Origin of the sequence: Aliikangiella sp. G2MR2-5 (assembly GCF_015687155.1) — a bacterium.
Classification (GTDB): Bacteria; Pseudomonadota; Gammaproteobacteria; order Enterobacterales; family Kangiellaceae; genus Aliikangiella.
Map to the genome: position 1 here is coordinate 106,710 of NZ_JADPQF010000004.1, position 17,099 is coordinate 123,808.

At 41.8% G+C, this 17,099-nt stretch carries 21 protein-coding genes; 12 read left to right on the top strand and 9 right to left on the bottom strand.

Translation table 11 applies throughout. The features are described from left to right. The first annotated feature begins 65 nt into the window (after nt 1–65). The 6 genes from IYN84_RS13470 to IYN84_RS13495 all read left to right on the top strand — a co-directional run bounded on the left by IYN84_RS13470 (nt 66) and on the right by IYN84_RS13495 (nt 3,252). Complete coding sequence (locus IYN84_RS13470) at nt 66–530, top strand: prepilin-type N-terminal cleavage/methylation domain-containing protein (RefSeq protein ID WP_196139762.1); 465 nt, start codon at nt 66–68, stop codon at nt 528–530. Continuing rightward, a complete protein-coding gene (locus IYN84_RS13475; protein WP_246722954.1) occupies nt 487–978 on the top strand; it encodes a prepilin-type N-terminal cleavage/methylation domain-containing protein in 492 nt (163 codons plus the stop codon). Before IYN84_RS13470 ends, IYN84_RS13475 begins: the two co-directional genes overlap by 44 nt. Beyond that, entirely contained in the window at nt 972–1,505 is a 534-nt protein-coding gene (locus IYN84_RS13480) for a Tfp pilus assembly protein FimT/FimU (RefSeq protein WP_196139764.1), read from the top strand. Before IYN84_RS13475 ends, IYN84_RS13480 begins: the two co-directional genes overlap by 7 nt. Then, a complete protein-coding gene (locus IYN84_RS13485; protein WP_196139765.1) occupies nt 1,505–2,335 on the top strand; it encodes a prepilin-type N-terminal cleavage/methylation domain-containing protein in 831 nt (276 codons plus the stop codon). Before IYN84_RS13480 ends, IYN84_RS13485 begins: the two co-directional genes overlap by 1 nt. A gap of 67 nt (nt 2,336–2,402) precedes the next feature. Next, entirely contained in the window at nt 2,403–2,765 is a 363-nt protein-coding gene (locus IYN84_RS13490) for a hypothetical protein (protein WP_196139766.1), read from the top strand. Nucleotides 2,766–2,787: 22 nt separating this feature from the next. Next, complete coding sequence (locus IYN84_RS13495; RefSeq protein WP_196139767.1) at nt 2,788–3,252, top strand: YchJ family protein; 465 nt, start codon at nt 2,788–2,790, stop codon at nt 3,250–3,252. A gap of 24 nt (nt 3,253–3,276) precedes the next feature. Here the strand turns inward: IYN84_RS13495 and IYN84_RS13500 are convergent, their stop codons facing one another. Together IYN84_RS13500 and IYN84_RS13505 are read right to left on the bottom strand one after the other, a co-directional pair. After that, the gene (locus IYN84_RS13500; protein ID WP_196139768.1) at nt 3,277–3,951 is read right to left on the bottom strand and encodes a hypothetical protein; all 675 of its coding nucleotides are present in this window, start codon (nt 3,949–3,951) and stop codon (nt 3,277–3,279) included. A 41-nt stretch (nt 3,952–3,992) separates the two neighbouring features. Beyond that, the gene (locus IYN84_RS13505; RefSeq protein ID WP_196139769.1) at nt 3,993–4,487 is read right to left on the bottom strand and encodes an RNA polymerase sigma factor; all 495 of its coding nucleotides are present in this window, start codon (nt 4,485–4,487) and stop codon (nt 3,993–3,995) included. 258 nt (nt 4,488–4,745) lie between these two features. Here IYN84_RS13505 and glyQ point away from each other — a divergent pair, with 258 nt between their 5' ends. The 4 genes from glyQ (at nt 4,746) to IYN84_RS13525 (ending at nt 9,732) form a co-directional block, all read left to right on the top strand. After that, nucleotides 4,746–5,678, top strand: a complete 933-nt coding sequence (gene glyQ, locus IYN84_RS13510) for a glycine--tRNA ligase subunit alpha (protein ID WP_256435620.1) — start codon at nt 4,746–4,748, stop codon at nt 5,676–5,678. Between the two features lie 2 nt (nt 5,679–5,680). Further along, the gene (gene glyS / locus IYN84_RS13515) at nt 5,681–7,750 is read left to right on the top strand and encodes a glycine--tRNA ligase subunit beta (protein ID WP_196139771.1); all 2,070 of its coding nucleotides are present in this window, start codon (nt 5,681–5,683) and stop codon (nt 7,748–7,750) included. A 55-nt stretch (nt 7,751–7,805) separates the two neighbouring features. Continuing rightward, nucleotides 7,806–8,366: a D-glycero-beta-D-manno-heptose 1,7-bisphosphate 7-phosphatase gene (gene gmhB, locus IYN84_RS13520; protein WP_196139772.1), complete on the top strand. Its 561-nt coding sequence runs from the start codon at nt 7,806–7,808 to the stop codon at nt 8,364–8,366. A gap of 247 nt (nt 8,367–8,613) precedes the next feature. Further along, nucleotides 8,614–9,732, top strand: a complete 1,119-nt coding sequence (locus IYN84_RS13525) for an NAD(P)-dependent alcohol dehydrogenase (RefSeq protein ID WP_210330497.1) — start codon at nt 8,614–8,616, stop codon at nt 9,730–9,732. A gap of 72 nt (nt 9,733–9,804) precedes the next feature. Here the strand turns inward: IYN84_RS13525 and IYN84_RS13530 are convergent, their stop codons facing one another. From IYN84_RS13530 to IYN84_RS13560, 7 genes are all read right to left on the bottom strand, one after another. Further along, a complete protein-coding gene (locus IYN84_RS13530) occupies nt 9,805–10,113 on the bottom strand; it encodes a cytochrome c (RefSeq protein WP_196139773.1) in 309 nt (102 codons plus the stop codon). Between the two features lie 103 nt (nt 10,114–10,216). Further along, nucleotides 10,217–11,029 carry an MBL fold metallo-hydrolase gene (locus tag IYN84_RS13535; RefSeq protein ID WP_196139774.1) on the bottom strand — a complete coding sequence of 271 codons (813 nt, stop codon included), beginning with the start codon at nt 11,027–11,029 and terminating at the stop codon, nt 10,217–10,219. Between the two features lie 96 nt (nt 11,030–11,125). Then, nucleotides 11,126–12,262: a 5-(carboxyamino)imidazole ribonucleotide synthase gene (locus tag IYN84_RS13540; RefSeq protein ID WP_196139775.1), complete on the bottom strand. Its 1,137-nt coding sequence runs from the start codon at nt 12,260–12,262 to the stop codon at nt 11,126–11,128. Then, nucleotides 12,259–12,744, bottom strand: a complete 486-nt coding sequence (gene purE / locus IYN84_RS13545; RefSeq protein ID WP_196139776.1) for a 5-(carboxyamino)imidazole ribonucleotide mutase — start codon at nt 12,742–12,744, stop codon at nt 12,259–12,261. The genes IYN84_RS13540 and purE overlap by 4 nt, the downstream gene beginning before the upstream one ends. 17 nt (nt 12,745–12,761) lie before the next feature. Beyond that, complete coding sequence (locus tag IYN84_RS13550; RefSeq protein WP_196139777.1) at nt 12,762–13,697, bottom strand: sodium-dependent bicarbonate transport family permease; 936 nt, start codon at nt 13,695–13,697, stop codon at nt 12,762–12,764. Between the two features lie 28 nt (nt 13,698–13,725). Then, nucleotides 13,726–13,932 carry a hypothetical protein gene (locus IYN84_RS13555; protein WP_196139778.1) on the bottom strand — a complete coding sequence of 69 codons (207 nt, stop codon included), beginning with the start codon at nt 13,930–13,932 and terminating at the stop codon, nt 13,726–13,728. Between the two features lie 127 nt (nt 13,933–14,059). Beyond that, nucleotides 14,060–15,022 (bottom strand): LysR family transcriptional regulator, encoded by a 963-nt coding sequence (locus tag IYN84_RS13560; protein WP_196139779.1) that lies wholly within the window; start codon nt 15,020–15,022, stop codon nt 14,060–14,062. Between the two features lie 174 nt (nt 15,023–15,196). Here IYN84_RS13560 and IYN84_RS13565 point away from each other — a divergent pair, with 174 nt between their 5' ends. Next, complete coding sequence (locus tag IYN84_RS13565; RefSeq protein WP_196139780.1) at nt 15,197–15,655, top strand: Rap1a/Tai family immunity protein; 459 nt, start codon at nt 15,197–15,199, stop codon at nt 15,653–15,655. A gap of 85 nt (nt 15,656–15,740) precedes the next feature. Then, the gene (gene nhaA, locus IYN84_RS13570; RefSeq protein ID WP_371734885.1) at nt 15,741–16,976 is read left to right on the top strand and encodes a Na+/H+ antiporter NhaA; all 1,236 of its coding nucleotides are present in this window, start codon (nt 15,741–15,743) and stop codon (nt 16,974–16,976) included. The last annotated feature ends 123 nt before the right edge of the window (nt 16,977–17,099 follow it).

Genomic DNA, 17,099 nt, shown 5'->3' on the forward strand with positions numbered 1-17,099 from the left:
TTATTGTCTACACTTTTACTAGATTCAAATAATTCGCCTTCAAAGGCAAAACATGGAGAATATTCGTGAAATTTAGTACTCGCTCCAGTCAAGGTTTTACCTTGATCGAATTAATCGTCGTAATAGTTATTCTGGGTATCATGGCTGCAATTGCAGGCCCAAAATTTATCGATTTGCAAACGGAAGCAAGGTTATCGGTAATGAGTGGGGTAGAAGGCGCGGTGAGAAGCACTGCTACACTGGTCTACTCAAAATCGTTAATTGAAGGAGAAGAAAGCATCGATGAAGCCAGTGCTCCGGCAGTTGATGTTGCAGGCGGAACTGTTACAACTCACTTTGGATATCCGAATGCGGAAAATACCGGTTTAATTGCTGGAATGGACCTCGAAGGAGATATTGTTGTTACTCATCCTGATGAAAATACCACTGTATTTACTTATAGTAGTCTGACCAATTGCAATGTAACTTATGTGGAATCAGCCAGTGATGGTGCTGCACCAACAATTACAACGACCACTACAGACTGCTAAACCAGTTAGACATTTCTCTAAAATGCCGCCCTCCTTGTGTGCGGCATTTACGCTTCTAGAACTCATCATTGTTATTGTTATTCTTGCGATTCTAGCCATATTCGTGCAGTCTAAATTTCAGGATGATAATTCCTACCAACTCGACGCAGCGGTTGAACAGATCATTTCTACCGCCAGGCTGGCACAGCAATTTTCGATGAATGACAACAGTCGCAACTTTGTATTAAGCATTCAGGCCAGCCAGGTTGACATTCTAGCTGATGGAATTTCCCTTTCCGGCCAACTTCCGAACCTGCCTGTAAATTTTTCCAGTGATATATCCCTCTCTCCTGCGCAATTAATTTCTTTTGATGGAATGGGAAGTACAGGAAGCCAAACACTGATAGTCAGCGCAAAGTCTAGTATCAATATCTGTTTTGAAGCGAGCGGGATGATACATCGATGTTAGTTTTTGAATCCAATAGCTTTGGAAATCATCGAGGCTATTCGCTTATCGAACTAGTTATAACCATTGTCCTTACCAGTATTGTTGTAGTTGTATTTCTAACCCTGTTTAGCTCTATACAAAGAAGTTCGGTTGAACCTGTTTTTCAAATCAAAGCAGCAGAGTTGGGACAGGCAGTGCTGGAGGAAATCAGTTTAAAAAATTTTGATGAAAACTCTCCAGCAGGAAATGCCCGACGCTGTAACGATTCAGGAGCGCCATCATGTACTTCTACTCCTGGTCCAGATTCAGGAGAAACCAGAGAAACCTATGATGATATCGACGATTACCACGGTATCAACCAATCCCCACCGGAAGATGCCTTGGGGAATCCACAAATAGGCTATGCTTCTTACTCTCTATCTGTCGCAGTCAACTATGCTGGAGACGACCTGGCTCTGCCAACCCAGTCAATTAAAAGAATTCAGGTTACTATCACAGCTCCTGATAATACCCAGTATATTTTCAGTGAATACAAGGGGAATTATTGATGATTTTTTTAGGCTCAATTAAAAATCTGAAATCGTTTCCAAAACACAAAGGGTTTACCTTATTCGAGCTAATCATTGTAATCGTTCTAATCGGCATTCTGGCTATTTCACTGGGAAAAATCAGCAGTGTTTCCGTGTATAGCTATATCGATGCGAAAGATCGCAACCGTATGAGCCACGAAGCTCGCTGGATAATCGAGCGCATTGCGCGCGAAGCTAGAAATGCTATGGCACAAAGTATTCGAACCGGAAACAATCTCGGTGTCGACTGCGTAGAGTTTATGCCTATCAGTAATGCTTCAATTTCTACTAATTTACCCGCAAGTGGCAGCATATCTGACTTTAACGCAGTCGCTTACAATTTAAGCTTTCAAGCCAATACTTATGTTGCAATTATGCCACTAACCGCTAGTTCTGTTTATGCGATAAACGGAGTACTAGCACCAATCGCTTCAGTTGCAACTACAGGCAATGAGTCTACGATTACCTTAAGCTCACCAAGTAATTTTACCCATCGCTCTCCAGAGAACCGTTTTCTTATCGTTTCTCGCCCTGTTTCTTTTTGTCTGGATACTTCCAGTGGCCAACTTTCAAGATATGAAGGTTATAATATCAATCAAGTCCAGCAAATCCCGCCAAGTATTAGCGGTGAATTAATTGCGGATAATCTTTCCAGTGGTACCGGTATGTTCAGTTATCAACCTGGCGTACTCAGTCGCTCGGGGATTTTACAAATAAACTTCAGACTACAAAATTCAACAAGAAACCTAAGCGGCAATAGCGAAGCATTTGAATATTTTCACGAGGTACATATTCGAAATGTTCCCTAGTAACCATTTTAAGTTTTCGAATCATCTCGCACCAAATCCAAAATACCAGCGAGGAATAAGCCTTGCTATGTTGTTATTTATCATTGTGATTCTCGGTTTACTTGCAGCAACATTGGTATCCCTGAATAGTTTATCGACACAAGCAAACGCCCACCAGGTGATTTCAACCCGGGCTTTTTTAGCGGCAAAGTCTGGAGCAGACTACATGGCGATGCGTGTTTTTCCGCAAAGTGGCGCATCCAGCTGCGGCAATACGACTTTAAATTTTACAACCAACGGGTTAAACGGTTGCTCAGCCAGTATTACCTGTACTGCAATACCTGTTGGCAGCAATAATTATTACCAGATTTTAAGTAATGGAGTTTGCAATGCTGGACAAACCTTTCAAGCCAGTCGTACCATTGAGATGCGTCTTAAACCGATCCGTTAAATAACCAGAAGAACTCAGTAATATGTCAAACACCTGTCATTGCTGCAGCGGTAAAGAATTTACTGCATGTTGTGAACCTTTTTTAACAAAACAAAAACAGCCAGAAACCGCCGAGCAACTAATGCGATCGCGTTACACAGCTTTTAAGCTGGGCAGTATTAACTATCTGATCGATACACTTGCACCTGAAAAAAGAAAATCAGACGACAAAGAAAAATTAACGCAGGTAATCGAAGGAACCCAATGGCTAGGATTAAAAGTCGTAACTACAGAAAAAGGAAAAAAACGAGACATCGAGGGCGTGGTTGAGTTTGTTGCATTTTATCAAGATGGCAGTTTTGAACAACTCCACGAACACTCAAAATTTATAAAGCATGACTCAAAATGGTTTTATCTGGAAGGAGAGTTTTTACCCGCAATAAAAATTGGCAGAAACGATCCTTGCTTTTGTGGGAGCGAAAAGAAGTATAAAAAATGTCATGGTTAGGCAAATGCTCATTAGTAAATTGCATCAAGTCTCTATTAATGTCTTTTTAAGCTGAATCCTTTTCTCCTGCCAGCTAGCTACCCAATAAATCGACAGGGGAAATACAAACATAATTAAAAAGGATACAAAAACATCATAATTCATGCTAAAAGTCATAGTTTTTCTGTCGGTGATTAAAAATAGAATATTCCAGAAAGAGCTGAGTAGGAAAAGTGAAATCCCCAGTCGTTTGCCTATCTTACAGAGTTTAATTTTTCTGGTGTAATACTCCTCAAACCACTGATTGGCACTACTAGCTTCCAGCGCTTGTTTTTTCCAAAAACCAAATCTTGTTTTAAATGACGCTATCGGCAAATAGAGTCCGAGAAAGATAAACGCGATCCAGGAGGTATGATAGAAAATAAATAAGTCAATTCCTGGCGGTTGCCCGATATCGTACTTCTTATCAGATAGTTCGATAACTTCCGACAAGCCGGGAACAAAAGTGAAAGCATCAATAGCGAGTGATACCCCAAAACTCAATAACAAAAATCCCACCACAAAGTCGAGGATGGCTTCCATTAGCTGTTTTCTTTCTTTTTTGCGGATAGCTTCTATATAACTATTCAATCGCTCCTGATTAGATTGGCTCACCATAGCATCAGGCTTACATTGAGTACGCCAGTCCTCAAAAAATTTATCCAGATTATCCTTTGTCATCGCTAATTCCTGTTTAAATTAATTTCTATTCCGAGAAAGTACTAGATAAGCAAATCCCTTAACCGCTTTTTGGCTCTGCTCAGCTCTACCCCGACATGATTGGCACTCATTCCCACGATTTCACCGACTTCAGCATAGGATAAGCCTTCCATCGATAATGAAATCAGGTGACGCTGACTGACCGGTAACCGAAACATCGCTCTGGCAAAAGCGTCATTTCGTTGTTCGTTTTCGGTGATTTTTTCAGGATTGGCCTTTTCACACTCTTCCCTGAACCCTTGCTCACCGTCTTTTATTTGCCTTGATTGCCGCGCAATATGAGCAAATGCAGTGTTGTGGGCAACCCGAAAAAGATAGGTTTTATCGCTACTTAAGCCCTTAAATTGATCGAGTGATTTCCACACCGCCAGCAAGACTTCCTGAAAAAGCTCCTCTTGTAAATCAGGCTGTCTTTCATAGACCAATACTACCCGCCAGAGCGCACCTTCGAATTGTTCGATCATTTCAGAAAATTTTTCAGCTTTATTATTCTTCATAGAAACTGCTTTATACTCGCATCCTGGCGGCTATCCCTAAACATTCTGACCTGGCAAGCCCTGACCACTTTTAACTATTTAGTTAGGTTAAAGTCCAATTCATTACAAAAATAATTCATTTTATTTCGGTTATTCGTCCCGAGAAGTCAAAAATCGCCATATTTACCCGATTTAGCGCCTTGCAGGCATAGGATCATAAAATCAGGATTGCTATAATCGTCGCTCTTTGTTTAACCGAATTTAAAGCGGAGCATGGCTTTGTCAGATAAAAGCTTATCCCAACGGGGAATTCAAGGCGCCCCACAAACCTTTCAGGGTTTGATCATGGCGCTTCAGGAATATTGGTCTAATCAGGGCTGCGTTATCGTTCAGCCGCTGGATCTGGAAGTTGGTGCGGGGACTTTTCACCCTTCTACCTTTTTACGATCAATAGGTCCCGAGCCCTGGAACTCTGCTTATGTGCAGCCTTGTCGCCGTCCGACCGATGGCCGCTACGGGGAAAACCCTAACCGACTTCAGCATTACTACCAATACCAGGTAATACTGAAGCCTTCGCCGAAAAACATTCAGGAGTTATACCTTGGCTCAATGAAAATGTTGGGTATTGATCCTCTGGAGCATGATATTCGCTTTGTCGAAGACAACTGGGAATCCCCTACTCTGGGAGCCTGGGGCCTCGGCTGGGAAGTCTGGCTTAACGGGATGGAAGTTACCCAGTTCACCTACTTCCAGCAAGTGGGCGGACTCGAATGTAAACCGGTAACAGGGGAGATTACCTATGGCCTTGAAAGAATAGCGATGTATTTGCAAGGCGTAGATAGTATTTTTGATCTGGTCTGGACTACTGGTCCGCAAGGAACCGTCTACTATCGTGATGTCTTCCACCAGAATGAGGTGGAAATGTCGGCTTACAACTTTGAGCACGCCAATGTGGATTATTTGTTCGGCTTTTTCGACTACTGTGAAAAAGAAAGTCAGGCACTTATCGAGAAGGGATTACCATTGCCGGCTTACGAAATGGTACTCAAGGCATCGCACGCGTTTAATCTACTTGATGCCCGTCATGCTATTTCGGTAACCGAAAGACAAAGATTTATTCTTCGAGTGCGCACCCTTTCACGCGCAGTTGCCCAAGCTTATTATGATTCACGTGAAGCACTCGGCTTCCCGATTTGTAACCAGGAGAAATAAGGATGGAAAAGAAGGACTTCTTATTTGAGTTAGGTTGCGAAGAGCTGCCGCCCAAGGCATTGGTGAAGCTGGCAAAATCATTGCACGCAAGCGTCGCTGACGCTTTCGACAAGTTGTCACTCAACTATGTTGATAGTGAGTATTTTGCAACTCCAAGACGTTTGGCAGTTCGCTTTACTCAACTGGATTGTGCACAGGAAGACAAGCAAGTTGAAAAGCTGGGACCAGCGGTAGCTGCAGCTTTCGACGCAGACGGAAATGCAAAGCCTGCTGCGCTCGGTTTTGCTAAATCAAATGGCGTCGAAGTAGACCAACTTTCCCGAAAAGAAACCGACAAAGGCGAAAGACTGGCGTTTGTAGCAGATGTAAAAGGTGAGCAAACAGAAAGCCTGTTGCAAGATGTGCTCGATAAGGCAATATCTCAATTACCGGTTCCTAAAGCGATGCGCTGGGGTGAATCCAGCTGCCAGTTTAGCCGTCCGGTGCACTGGGTACTGGCCATTTTGGGTGAATCCGTTTTACCGATAGAGCTGTTTGAATTGAATGCTTCCAATCAAACTTTTGGCCACCGCTTCCATTCCAGTGGCGCGATTACAGTTAATACAGCCAAAGATTACGAAACTGTATTGGCTGAGGCCAAGGTCATTAGCTGCTTCGAAGAGCGCAAAGCAAAAATTCGAACTCAGGTAGAGGCTGCCGCCAAACAAACCGGAGGCAATGCAGTGGTCGATGAAGATCTTCTGGAAGAAGTAGCTTGTCTGGTTGAGTGGCCTGTTGCATTGGTTGGTAATTTTGATGAAGAGTTTTTATCAGTACCGGCGGAAGCTTTGATTTCGTCGATGGCAGAGCATCAAAAATATTTCCACATGATCGATAACGATAGTAAATTATTGCCAAAATTCATTGCCATTTCCAATATCGAAAGTAGCAATCCGTCTTCTGTTATTGAAGGCAATGAAAAAGTTATTCGTCCTCGATTGGCTGATGCCAAGTTTTTCTATGATACTGACTCCAAGAAGTCTCTCGAGTCTTATGCAGAAAAACTAAAATCCATCGTGTTCCAGAACAAACTAGGTACTTTGCTGGATAAAACTAACCGGGTAAAACAACTCGCTCAGGTTATCGCAAGTTCATTAGGAAAAGATCAGGAAAAAGCAGTGCGCGCTGCTACTTTGTGTAAATGTGATCTGATGACTGACATGGTTTACGAGTTTCCGGATCTGCAAGGTATTATGGGTCGCTATTATGCGACAAATGATGGTGAGGATGCTGAAGTCGCGGCGGCCATGGACGAAATCTATATGCCACGCTTTGCCGGTGATGATTTACCAGCAACAGATACCGGTTTGATTCTCGCTTTAGCAGAAAGGGTCGATACCTTGGTTGGGATTTTCGGCATTGGTCAAATTCCAACAGGAGCAAAAGATCCTTTTGCATTGAGACGGGCCGCACTAGGTGTTCTCAGATTAATCAGTGAAAAAGCTTTGCCTCTTGATCTAAATAATTTGATCGATGAGTCCCTGAAGTCTTTTGAAGGGATTGAAATTGAAAGTGAGACTAAAGAAAAACTCCTTGGCTTTTTTGATGCAAGGTCACTTGCCATGTATCAGGAGCAAGGATTCGACACCCAGTCTATTAAGGCCGTTCAAGAACTTGGAGTAACTGCGCCTTATGATTTCAAACTCAGAGTCGAAGCCGTTGATGCTTTCAATAAAACAGAAGAAAGTGCGGATCTTTCTGAAGCCAATAAACGCGTTAAAAACATTCTGGAAAAGTCTGAGTTTAATCCAGTAGATATTTCTTTAAATGCAAGCTTGTTTGAAGCTGACGAAGCAGCCTTGAATCAGACTATTGATGAAGTTTCTTCGTTTGTTGAGAGCCAGGTCGCTAATGGTAAATATCAGGAAGCCCTGGATAAACTGGCAGGGTTAAAAAATGTGGTTAATCGCTTCTTCGACAATGTAATGATTAATGTAGAAGAAGAAAATATCCGCAACAATCGTCTTGCTTTGATCAGCAAGTTGCGAAACCTTTTCCTGGGTATTGCCGATATTTCTCTGTTACAAAAATAATCAAGGGGCCTCAGGGCTCCTTCGTTTTATCCTGATTTAATTGCCTATTGTAAATATGTCTAGTTCAGATAAGTCAAACAAAAACAAACTAATCATCCTTGATCGCGACGGTGTTATTAATCTAGATTCTGATAACTATATAAAAAGTATGGATGAGTGGATCCCAATTGAGTCGAGTCTTAAGGCTATCGCCCAACTAAACCGGGCCGGCTTTAAAGTTGCTATCGCGACCAATCAATCAGGTATCAGTCGGGGATATTTTGACTCAATGACTTTGACGATGATTCATAAAAAAATGGAAATGGAACTCGCCAAAGTAGGTGCTCATATCGATGCCTTAGAGTACTGCCCGGATCATCCGGATAATGCGGGGCAGGATCGCAAACCAAACCCGGGAATGGCAATCAAACTACTAGAACTATTTGAAGCCAAGCCTGAAGAAACCTGGTTTGTCGGAGACAATATTTCAGATCTTCAATGTGCAGAAAATGCTGGCTGTAAACCTGCTTTGGTAAAAACGGGGAAAGGTGTGAGAACACTAGAGAAGTTGCCGGCTGATCATTCATATCCTGTTTTTGAAAACTTGAATGAATTTGTCGAAGACCTTTTAAAATAACAGGCTTTTCAAAAGCCAGCCTTCGTTTGTAAACCTTGAGCCAGGTATTCAGCATTATCGCGAGCAATTTTTACAGTTTCTTGTAGCATCTGGCTTTCAACATTTTTTCAAAGCCTTATTACGCTTTGTTACAACACGAGCATTGGATTGATGTAAAAAGTAATGAATAATGTTTGGCTCGATAGATCGAGCTAACGTACTAACATTCTTTTAAAACCAGCTACTTTTACATCGGATATGGAAACCCATGAAGTTAAGATACAAAATCGGCGGCACTTTCTTTAGCCTCATCGCTCTTACTCTAATAACGACCGCGTTTTCAATCAGCTACACCTCAGATTGCCCAAACTCGACCAAGACAAACTCAAATAATAATGCAAATAAAATGCTGGCAATTGTTCAAGAATGTTATGGCTCTACCGAGGTTTTAAAGCTAGCACAGATCGACAAGCCAGTACCCAAAGCAAACGAAGTTTTAGTTAAGGTTCACACTGCCGCTATTAACCCGCTTGATTGGCATTTTATGAAAGGCTCTCCTTATATCATGCGTTTTATGAAAGGTATTGGCGCGCCAGAAGAATTCAGAACCGGAGTAGATTACGCGGGCGTTGTCGAGCAAGTCGGCAAAGACGTCTCTAAATTTAAACCCGGCGACAGAGTTTTTGGTGCAAGAACCGGTGCATTTGCAGAATACGTCACCGTTGATGAAGACCGTGGTATCGCCCATTTACCACAAAGGATCAGTTTTGACACGGCTGCCGCTATTCCGGTCGCCGGTTTGACTGCACTACAGGCTGTCAGGGATCAGGGACTTATCAAACCTGGGCAGAAAGTATTAATCAACGGTGCATCCGGCGGAGTCGGAACTATGGCGGTACAGCTGGCCAAGTCTTTTGGCGCCGAAGTGACAGGGGTTTGTAGCACGCGAAACCTTGAAATGGTTAAATCACTGGGTGCGGATCGAGTTATCGATTACAAACAATCAAACTATACTCTTCTAAATAATCGCTACGATCTTATTGTCGATATGGTTGGCAATCATAGCATTTTATCTAACCTGGATGTTCTGACGCCAAACGGCCGTCTGGTCAGTGTCGGTGGAGATAAGGGTGACTGGATAGCACCACTTAAGCGCCCGATAGCATCAATGATAGTAGCCCCCTTTGTCGATCAAGCCGTCATCTCCTTTGTCTCCGAAGTTAAGCAGAAAGATTTGGAATTTTTAATCAATCAGGTATACGAAAACAAAATGAACTCACAAATTGATAGAGAATATCAGTTAAGAGATATCGGAAAAGCGATTGACTATCTGGCTACAAGAAGAGCACGCGGAAAGGTATTAATTCAGGTCGAACAACAGCAGTAGTTTTTCATTATTTACATTTACTGATATTAAAAAAGGGGTCTTAAAACCCCTTTTTTAGTCTGTAGTGAGTAGTTACTTCTTACCTAAACTTTCATAAAAGGCAGCCAGATTTTTGATATCTGCATCATTCAACGCTGCTGCCTGTCCGTTCATAACAGGATCGACTCGAGTCTTATCTTTAAAAGCTTTTAATTGCTTCTCTGTATAAGCCGCTTTTTGACCTGCCAAATTTGGATAGTTGGGAACAAAGCTTATCCCGTCAGGCCCATGGCAACCGGCGCATACTGCTGCTTTCGCTTTGCCGGCAGCAACATCTGCAGCAAACACTGCAGAGCTAGACATGGCAACTACCGCTGCCGCTACAATGACTTTCAATTTCATATTGACTCCTTCGAGCGCTATTTCTAATTTAGGATTCGAAAGCACCTATTTTAGAGAGCTAATCACCCAATGAACATGATCTAAGTTAATATTTTTAAACAAATCAATAAAACCCAGCCGCTTTTTCAATCTTTGGAAAATAATAAGTGTCATCAATCAGATCTACGCCACAGGGCAGTTCAGAAATCCAGTTTAAAAACTGATTGATAGACTCTCCCTGAAAAGCTCTACCATGTTGTGGAACTATCATACTCACATTTAACGACCTGACCATGCTGGCCCATAATCGACAAGCTTTTCCAGAGGTCATATAACGCTGGTGAAAACCTTTCATACTTGGAATATGAGCTTTAAAGTCAGTTACTGGCTTACCAATATCACCATCATCAATCAGCGATGCCCCCATATCACCAGAAAATAGTATTCGACTCACCGGATCAAAGAAGTGGAAGTTACCCACTGAATGCAAGAAGTGAGCAGGAATAATATGTATTTCATTGTCGCCAAGTCTAAAACTTCCACCTTTATCATCAACTCCTATAACTCTCTGCTTTAGATCCATTCCTGATTGCTGGTTCATATAACCGGGAACAAGGTGGGGTAGAAACCGCGACCAAAGACGAGAAGTAATGACACGAGCAGAAGACTTCATTAGCCACTTAGGCAGGCTGGCGATAATATCCGGATCCTGGTGTGACGCAAAAATATAGTCGATACTTTCCAGTGAACTATGTTTATTTATTTCAACAGTTAAAGGGGCAAAAGTTAAATCCCCTCCAGGATCAATCAAAGCAGCACGATGATTATCGACAATTAAAAATTGATTAGACTGAATTCCTTCTCCCTTAACAAGATCACCAAAAGCCAGGCATTGGTGATTATCGTCCTGATACAGAATAGTTGCCCTTCTCAACATGAAAAAATACCTCTAAAGTGGTAGAAACAGGCAGGATAATAGCCCTATTACTTTTGAGGTTAATTGAGCAGGGTCAATATAACTGACTAAAGTATATTACCGATTATCGACACTCGAATGTCCAACACTGCTAGCCGAATCAATGATCCGCTCGAGTTGCGACATTCTCCTGATCAAGCTTTGTCTGTTGGAATCAACCATATTAATGTGGCCCAGCTTTCTTCCTGCTCGCGGCTTTTTACCGTATAAATAAAGGCTACCATCAGGCAAACTGATATTTGGAAATTCATCGCCTTTTCCAAGCAGGTTGATCATCCCTTTGTAACTGGGTGATTCGGTTTTTCCAAGAGGTTTGCCAAGAATAGCCCTCAAATGATTTTCAAACTGGCAGGTAACATCACTATCCTTAGTCCAGTGCCCACTATTATGTACTCTTGGCGCAAGTTCATTAACCATGAATCCTTCATCGGTTAGAAACATTTCCATTGTCATCACGCCAACGTATTGCCAGGCACTCATCAGTTTATTGAGAGATTTTTGCATCGCCAGAATCTGTCGCTCAGGAACTTCTTCCAGTGGCGCGATCGAATGTTTTAATATTCCAGACTCATGAAAATTTTCAGTTACCGGATAAAATTGAACTTCACCACAAGCAGATCTGACTCCTATCAAGGAAGCCTCTTTGATGAAGTTGATATATGGCTCCGCAATCCAGTCTTTTGGTTCATGTTCTTTGATAAGTAAATCCAGATGTTGAGCGTTTTTCAGGTGCCACTGATTTTTGCCATCGTATCCATTTTCACAGGCTTTAATAATTAGTGGAAAACCAAATTTTTCAACTGCTTCAAACAAACTTTCTCTGTCTGAAACAAGTTGCCATGGAGTCACCGGTATATTTAGTTTCGTCAACCCCTGCTTTTCTTTAAGTCTGTGCTGGCAGGTTGCAATAACTTCCGGACTCGGTGAAACAGGACAACTCATGGAAAGTTCAAATAATAGTCTGGTATCAATACTCTCCCGCTCAACAGTAATAACATCCGGGTTACCAATCACCTGTAAAAGGGCCTCACCTGACATTCCTTTATGCCAATGAACAACTTTGCCCAGATGATTAACACAGTCAGATGACTCATTTTCGATAGAGACAAAAGTAAATCGAATATCCAGTTTTTCTCCCGCTTCTGCCATTAGGCGAGCAAGCTGTCCACAGCCTAGAATTGCGACATGCATCATTCAACCTCCTCTGGCACACTATCTGACTGAACTCGTCTCCACTCAACAAGCTTGTTGTGAATATCCGTATCACCGAGCGCAAGAATTTGAGCCGACATCAGTCCGGCATTAAATGCTCCGGGCTCACCAATTGCTTGGGTAGAAACACAGACGCCCTTCGGCATTTGAACAATTGAAAGAAGACTATCCAGGCCTTTCAAAGATTTGCTTTCTACCGGCACAGCAACCACAGGCAGATGAGTCAAAGAAGCGACCATTCCGGGCAGATGAGCTGCGCCGCCAGCTCCGGCTATTATCACTTTAATCCCTCGCTCCTCCGCACTTTGTGCAAAAGAAACCAGACGATGCGGCGTGCGATGAGCGGAAACCACTCTGGTTTCAAATGGGATCTCCAATTTATTCAATATCAGGGTTGCATTCTTCATGGTTTTCCAGTCTGACTGTGACCCCATAATAATGCTGACTAGCGGGTTTCTGTTCATCTGAATTCTCCTCAGTTTTAAAAGTTACTGAACCAGATGGCGAGCACCCAGTAAACAGGCATGCCGGCCAAAATATTAAATGGGAAAGTTATTCCTAAAGACGTGGTCATACCGTAGGAGTGGTTAGCTTCAGGAATCAGGCTGCGCATCGCAATTGGAACAGCTATGTAAGATGCGCTTGCGCCAAGTACTATTGTTAAGAAAATTCCGCCAGTACTAAGCCCCATAGCAGTAGCAAATATTCCTCCGATAAAACCGTTAATGAGTGGTGCAACAGTGCCCACAGCAAGCAAAAATGCGCTGTCCTGCTTCAAAGCATTAACTTTAGAAGCTGCATCCATTCCCATACAAAGCAGGAATAATGCGAGCACTCCAGTGAACAGTTCTTTAAATAACGGAGTTAGTTTGACCATTTGCTCTTGAGCAACGAGTCCAATAAGCAATCCACCAAACAGTAAAACAATGCTCTCGTTTTTAAGAATATGTTGAACCCAGTGTTTGAAGTTCACATTGCCATTGCCTTTGTTTGCGAGAAAAACAGCTACAAACATCGCTGGAAACTCCAGGAGTACGACAAACAGGGGAAAGTAGCTTTCATAGGCAATTTGTTGAGACTCTAGTAGAGCAACTGCAACTGCATAGGTCCCTATACTGACCGAGCCGTAATGCGCTGCAATAGTAGCAGCATCAGTCGTCTTGAAATTACCAACCCACTTGAAGATCGGAAAAACAATAAATGGCAAAAGCAGCCCCAGCACTATAAACAAAGAAGCTTGCAAGAATAGGCTTGTTGAAATATTTTCAGCTAAAGCGGTTCCTCCTTTTAACCCAATAGCCAGCATCAGGAATATACTAATTCCATGATGAAAGCCTTTCGGTATTTTCAGATCAGAACCAATTATTCGGGCGATAAATCCCAAAACAAAAAAAAGTACGATGATATCCAGTTGCATATCCGCTCTCTACTTGATCAGCTTATAACTAAGACTGGTTTGCATTAACTTGCTGCTCACTACGCCAAACTTTTATGATCGATTCTTTGTAAGCAGAGAGTGATAAAAATGTTAGGAGTCCAGCGACAACATAAAGCACCCAGTATTGAGGGTTACTTTCTGAAGTAGCGTTACCGGTGAGTACAAGGACTAACGCCGAGATAAGACAAAAAATAAGCTGTCTGTTATTTTTCAACTAAACCTCCTCTAAAATGACTGGTTGGTTTCAATTGATAAAATTGTGACAGCTTTTTCTTATAGATAATAATATATATTATTTAGATTTATGTTTTATAATAACCTATATAATAAATTCAAACGGCTCATACGTAGCCTTTAGCTACTGAATTACACAGAAGCTGACCGGCGATTTCTCCCCCTTCTTGTTGCAAGAATTCTAAAAAGGTGCGGGCTACATCTGATAACTGCTTGTTTTTTAGATAAACAACATACCACTGAAGTTTCAACGGAAACCCAATAACATCTAAAATCTTAAAGCTTGAACTGCTGGTTTGGGCGAGAGTATGAACCGATAGTATCGAAATGCCGAGGTTTGACATTACTGAGTGCTTAATGGCTTCATTACTCTCAATGGTTAGTTTTTCATTCACCGTATTACCGGTTTCCATCAGGTACTTTTCAACAGCATATCGGGTACCTGAACCTGCTTCTCTCATGATAAAGGGATCATCCTTTAATTTGGAAAACTCAATCGACTTTTTATCCGCCAGGGGATGTTCGGTTGGCGCGACAACAACCAGAGGATTGCTGACAAATTCCATAGTCTCTATTTCAATATCTTCCGGTGGATGACTAAACACATAAAAATCATCTTTGTTTTCTCGAAGACGATTGATCATGGCGCCTCGGTTACCAATATTGAATGAAACCTCAATATTCGGATATCTCTGGCAAAATGGCCCCAGCAAATGGGGGAAAAAGTATTTTGAAGTGGTAACTACTGAAAGCTTTAAATGACCGGCTTGCAAACCAGATAAACTGGCCAACCGACTTTCCAGGCGTCCGAGAGTATCGAAAATTTCAAGAGAGCTTTTGTAAAGCTCTTTGCCAACATCTGTCAGGTAAAGCTTGCGCCCTACCTGCTCTACCAGAGGCACTTCGAGGTTTTCGGACAGCTTTTTCAACTGAATAGATACAGAAGGCTGTGCCAGATGGAGCTCCTGTGCTGTTTGGCTAATACTTCCTGTTTCTGCAAACTTTATAAAGATCTCCAACTGGCGAAATGTGCCAATTCGCGCGTGAAGTCTGGATCCTGGATACGGCATCAGCTAACCCTTATGCTTGAATATTACATTTATAATAATAAAAGCTAACGTTAAATCAAATATATTTTAATAAATACATAAGGTATGTCATTTTAAATAGTAGGTAAACTCTATAGTTTTAAAGCTATCAATAGAGGTTGTTTATAGACTCTATTATCTCCAGGAGGAAGGGTTATGAATATTTTAAGCAAGTTCTGTATTTTGTTGTTAACTTCAGCTTTAGCTTTTAGTCTCAGTTTTAGTGCAAAAGGTTTAACTCCATTAAGTTCAGAAGAACTATCTGAACTTTGCAAAAACTCAAAGCCAAAGCTTTCTGATCCACAAAGTGCCCAATGCGTCCGCTATATCAAAGGTTTTATCGACGGGTTACTGGCAACTAAACGTGTCTCTATCGAGTCTCAGCAGGAAAGCAGCGAAAGAAGCAGTTTTATGGAAAGAGCCATTAAAACTCGAATAGGAAACCGGATTGAATACAGCAGAGCAAACCCAGATGAACAGGTTTGTTTAACTCGGGCACCATCTTTAAAAGAAATCGTGCATGAAGTAGCTGGTGAAATACAAAAACAGGATCACGACCAAACTACTGCACTCACCGCAGTCTATCAGGCGCTTGTAGAGAATTATCCTTGCTGAGTAAAGTCAATTTTTTAGAGAAATGCTCGTGGCGAGAATTTTAGCTATTTATTAGTGCCCAATTTATACAAGGAGAACCCAGGTGGTGGATAAAGTTAAATATTTGTTTCGAAGTGAAGCTTCTGGTGGAGTATTGCTGGTTCTTGCAGCTGTACTCGCGTTGATCATTGCGAACTCGCCTGCCAACCACCTCTATAACTCTTTTTTGGAAGTCCCTGTAATTGTTCAACTGGGAAGCTTCATTATTAACAAACCTTTGTTACTCTGGGTGAATGATGGTTTGATGGCCATATTTTTCTTTCTGGTTGGACTGGAAATCAAAAGAGAAGTACTTTGTGGAAACCTGTCAGATTCAAAAAGTATTATCCTGCCACTAATTGCTGCTATCGCAGGTATAGCTGTTCCAGCAATAATCTACTTATGGTTAAACGGGAATGATCCTGTTGCAGTCAAAGGATGGGCAATTCCGTCGGCGACAGATATTGCTTTCGCTCTGGGTATTTTTGTTATTTTTGGTAAACACTTACCACTGACTTTGAAACTGTTTTTACTATCAGTTGCTATTTTTGATGACATTGCTGCTGTTGTTATTATCGCCCTGTTTTATTCGCAAGATTTATCGATGTTGTCAATAATCGTAGCAACCATAGGAATCGCATTTCTATTTGTTTTAAATCAGCTCAATGTGCAAAAACGAGCAGCCTACTTCCTGGTTGGTATTATCGTATGGGCAGCAGTTCTTAAGTCAGGTGTTCACGCGACTCTCTCTGGTTTTGCTATTGCCTGGTTTATTCCAACGAATAAACCAAAGTCGGAAAAACAGTCGATGCTCGAGAGCATCGAGCATGCACTTCACCCCTGGACAGCATTTTTTATTCTGCCGCTTTTCGCTTTTGCTAATGCAGGCGTTAATTTGATTACTGCAGATGTGAGCGCAATTACCAACTCTATAACATTAGGTATCGCTATGGGCTTATTTATCGGAAAGCAGGTTGGCATATTTGGTGCCTGCTGGGTGGCAATAAAACTAGGTTTAGCTAAACTTCCAGAAAGCACAAACTGGTCCCAACTTTACGGAGTTTCCATTCTCTGTGGAGTCGGATTTACCATGAGCTTATTTATCGGTACATTAGCTTTCGAAACCTACGGTATAGAGTATCAAAACAATGTTAAAATAGGTGTACTTATGGGCTCGCTGCTTTCAGCTGTATTAGGGGCTATCATAATAGCGCGCGAAGAAGCAAAATATCGCTCAACGAACACCTTCAAAAGAAATATGGAAACGGAAAGACTTATCGCAGTTGAACCAGAATTAAGATGATGGCAAGAATAGACAAACGAAAAAATTTAAAAAACTATAAAACCCGGGGCTGTTGTTACAGCCCTTAGTTGAAATATTCCGCTAACAAGAAGTTAACAAATAAAAATACTCAAAAACTTAAAA

Excerpts from the sequence above, each read along its gene's own strand:
- IYN84_RS13475 (WP_246722954.1), top strand. The coding sequence starts at position 487 with ATGGTGCTGCACCAACAATTACAACGACCACTACAGACTGCTAAACCA.
- IYN84_RS13480 (WP_196139764.1), top strand. The coding sequence starts at position 972 with ATGTTAGTTTTTGAATCCAATAGCTTTGGAAATCATCGAGGCTATTCG.
- IYN84_RS13485 (WP_196139765.1), top strand. The coding sequence starts at position 1,505 with ATGATTTTTTTAGGCTCAATTAAAAATCTGAAATCGTTTCCAAAACAC.
- IYN84_RS13490 (WP_196139766.1), top strand. The coding sequence starts at position 2,403 with ATGTTGTTATTTATCATTGTGATTCTCGGTTTACTTGCAGCAACATTG.
- IYN84_RS13495 (WP_196139767.1), top strand. The coding sequence starts at position 2,788 with ATGTCAAACACCTGTCATTGCTGCAGCGGTAAAGAATTTACTGCATGT.
- IYN84_RS13500 (WP_196139768.1), bottom strand. The coding sequence starts at position 3,951 with ATGACAAAGGATAATCTGGATAAATTTTTTGAGGACTGGCGTACTCAA.
- IYN84_RS13505 (WP_196139769.1), bottom strand. The coding sequence starts at position 4,487 with ATGAAGAATAATAAAGCTGAAAAATTTTCTGAAATGATCGAACAATTC.
- glyS (WP_196139771.1), top strand. The coding sequence starts at position 5,681 with ATGGAAAAGAAGGACTTCTTATTTGAGTTAGGTTGCGAAGAGCTGCCG.
- gmhB (WP_196139772.1), top strand. The coding sequence starts at position 7,806 with ATGTCTAGTTCAGATAAGTCAAACAAAAACAAACTAATCATCCTTGAT.
- IYN84_RS13525 (WP_210330497.1), top strand. The coding sequence starts at position 8,614 with ATGAAGTTAAGATACAAAATCGGCGGCACTTTCTTTAGCCTCATCGCT.
- IYN84_RS13530 (WP_196139773.1), bottom strand. The coding sequence starts at position 10,113 with ATGAAATTGAAAGTCATTGTAGCGGCAGCGGTAGTTGCCATGTCTAGC.
- IYN84_RS13535 (WP_196139774.1), bottom strand. The coding sequence starts at position 11,029 with ATGTTGAGAAGGGCAACTATTCTGTATCAGGACGATAATCACCAATGC.
- IYN84_RS13540 (WP_196139775.1), bottom strand. The coding sequence starts at position 12,262 with ATGATGCATGTCGCAATTCTAGGCTGTGGACAGCTTGCTCGCCTAATG.
- purE (WP_196139776.1), bottom strand. The coding sequence starts at position 12,744 with ATGAACAGAAACCCGCTAGTCAGCATTATTATGGGGTCACAGTCAGAC.
- IYN84_RS13550 (WP_196139777.1), bottom strand. The coding sequence starts at position 13,697 with ATGCAACTGGATATCATCGTACTTTTTTTTGTTTTGGGATTTATCGCC.
- IYN84_RS13560 (WP_196139779.1), bottom strand. The coding sequence starts at position 15,022 with ATGCCGTATCCAGGATCCAGACTTCACGCGCGAATTGGCACATTTCGC.
- IYN84_RS13565 (WP_196139780.1), top strand. The coding sequence starts at position 15,197 with ATGAATATTTTAAGCAAGTTCTGTATTTTGTTGTTAACTTCAGCTTTA.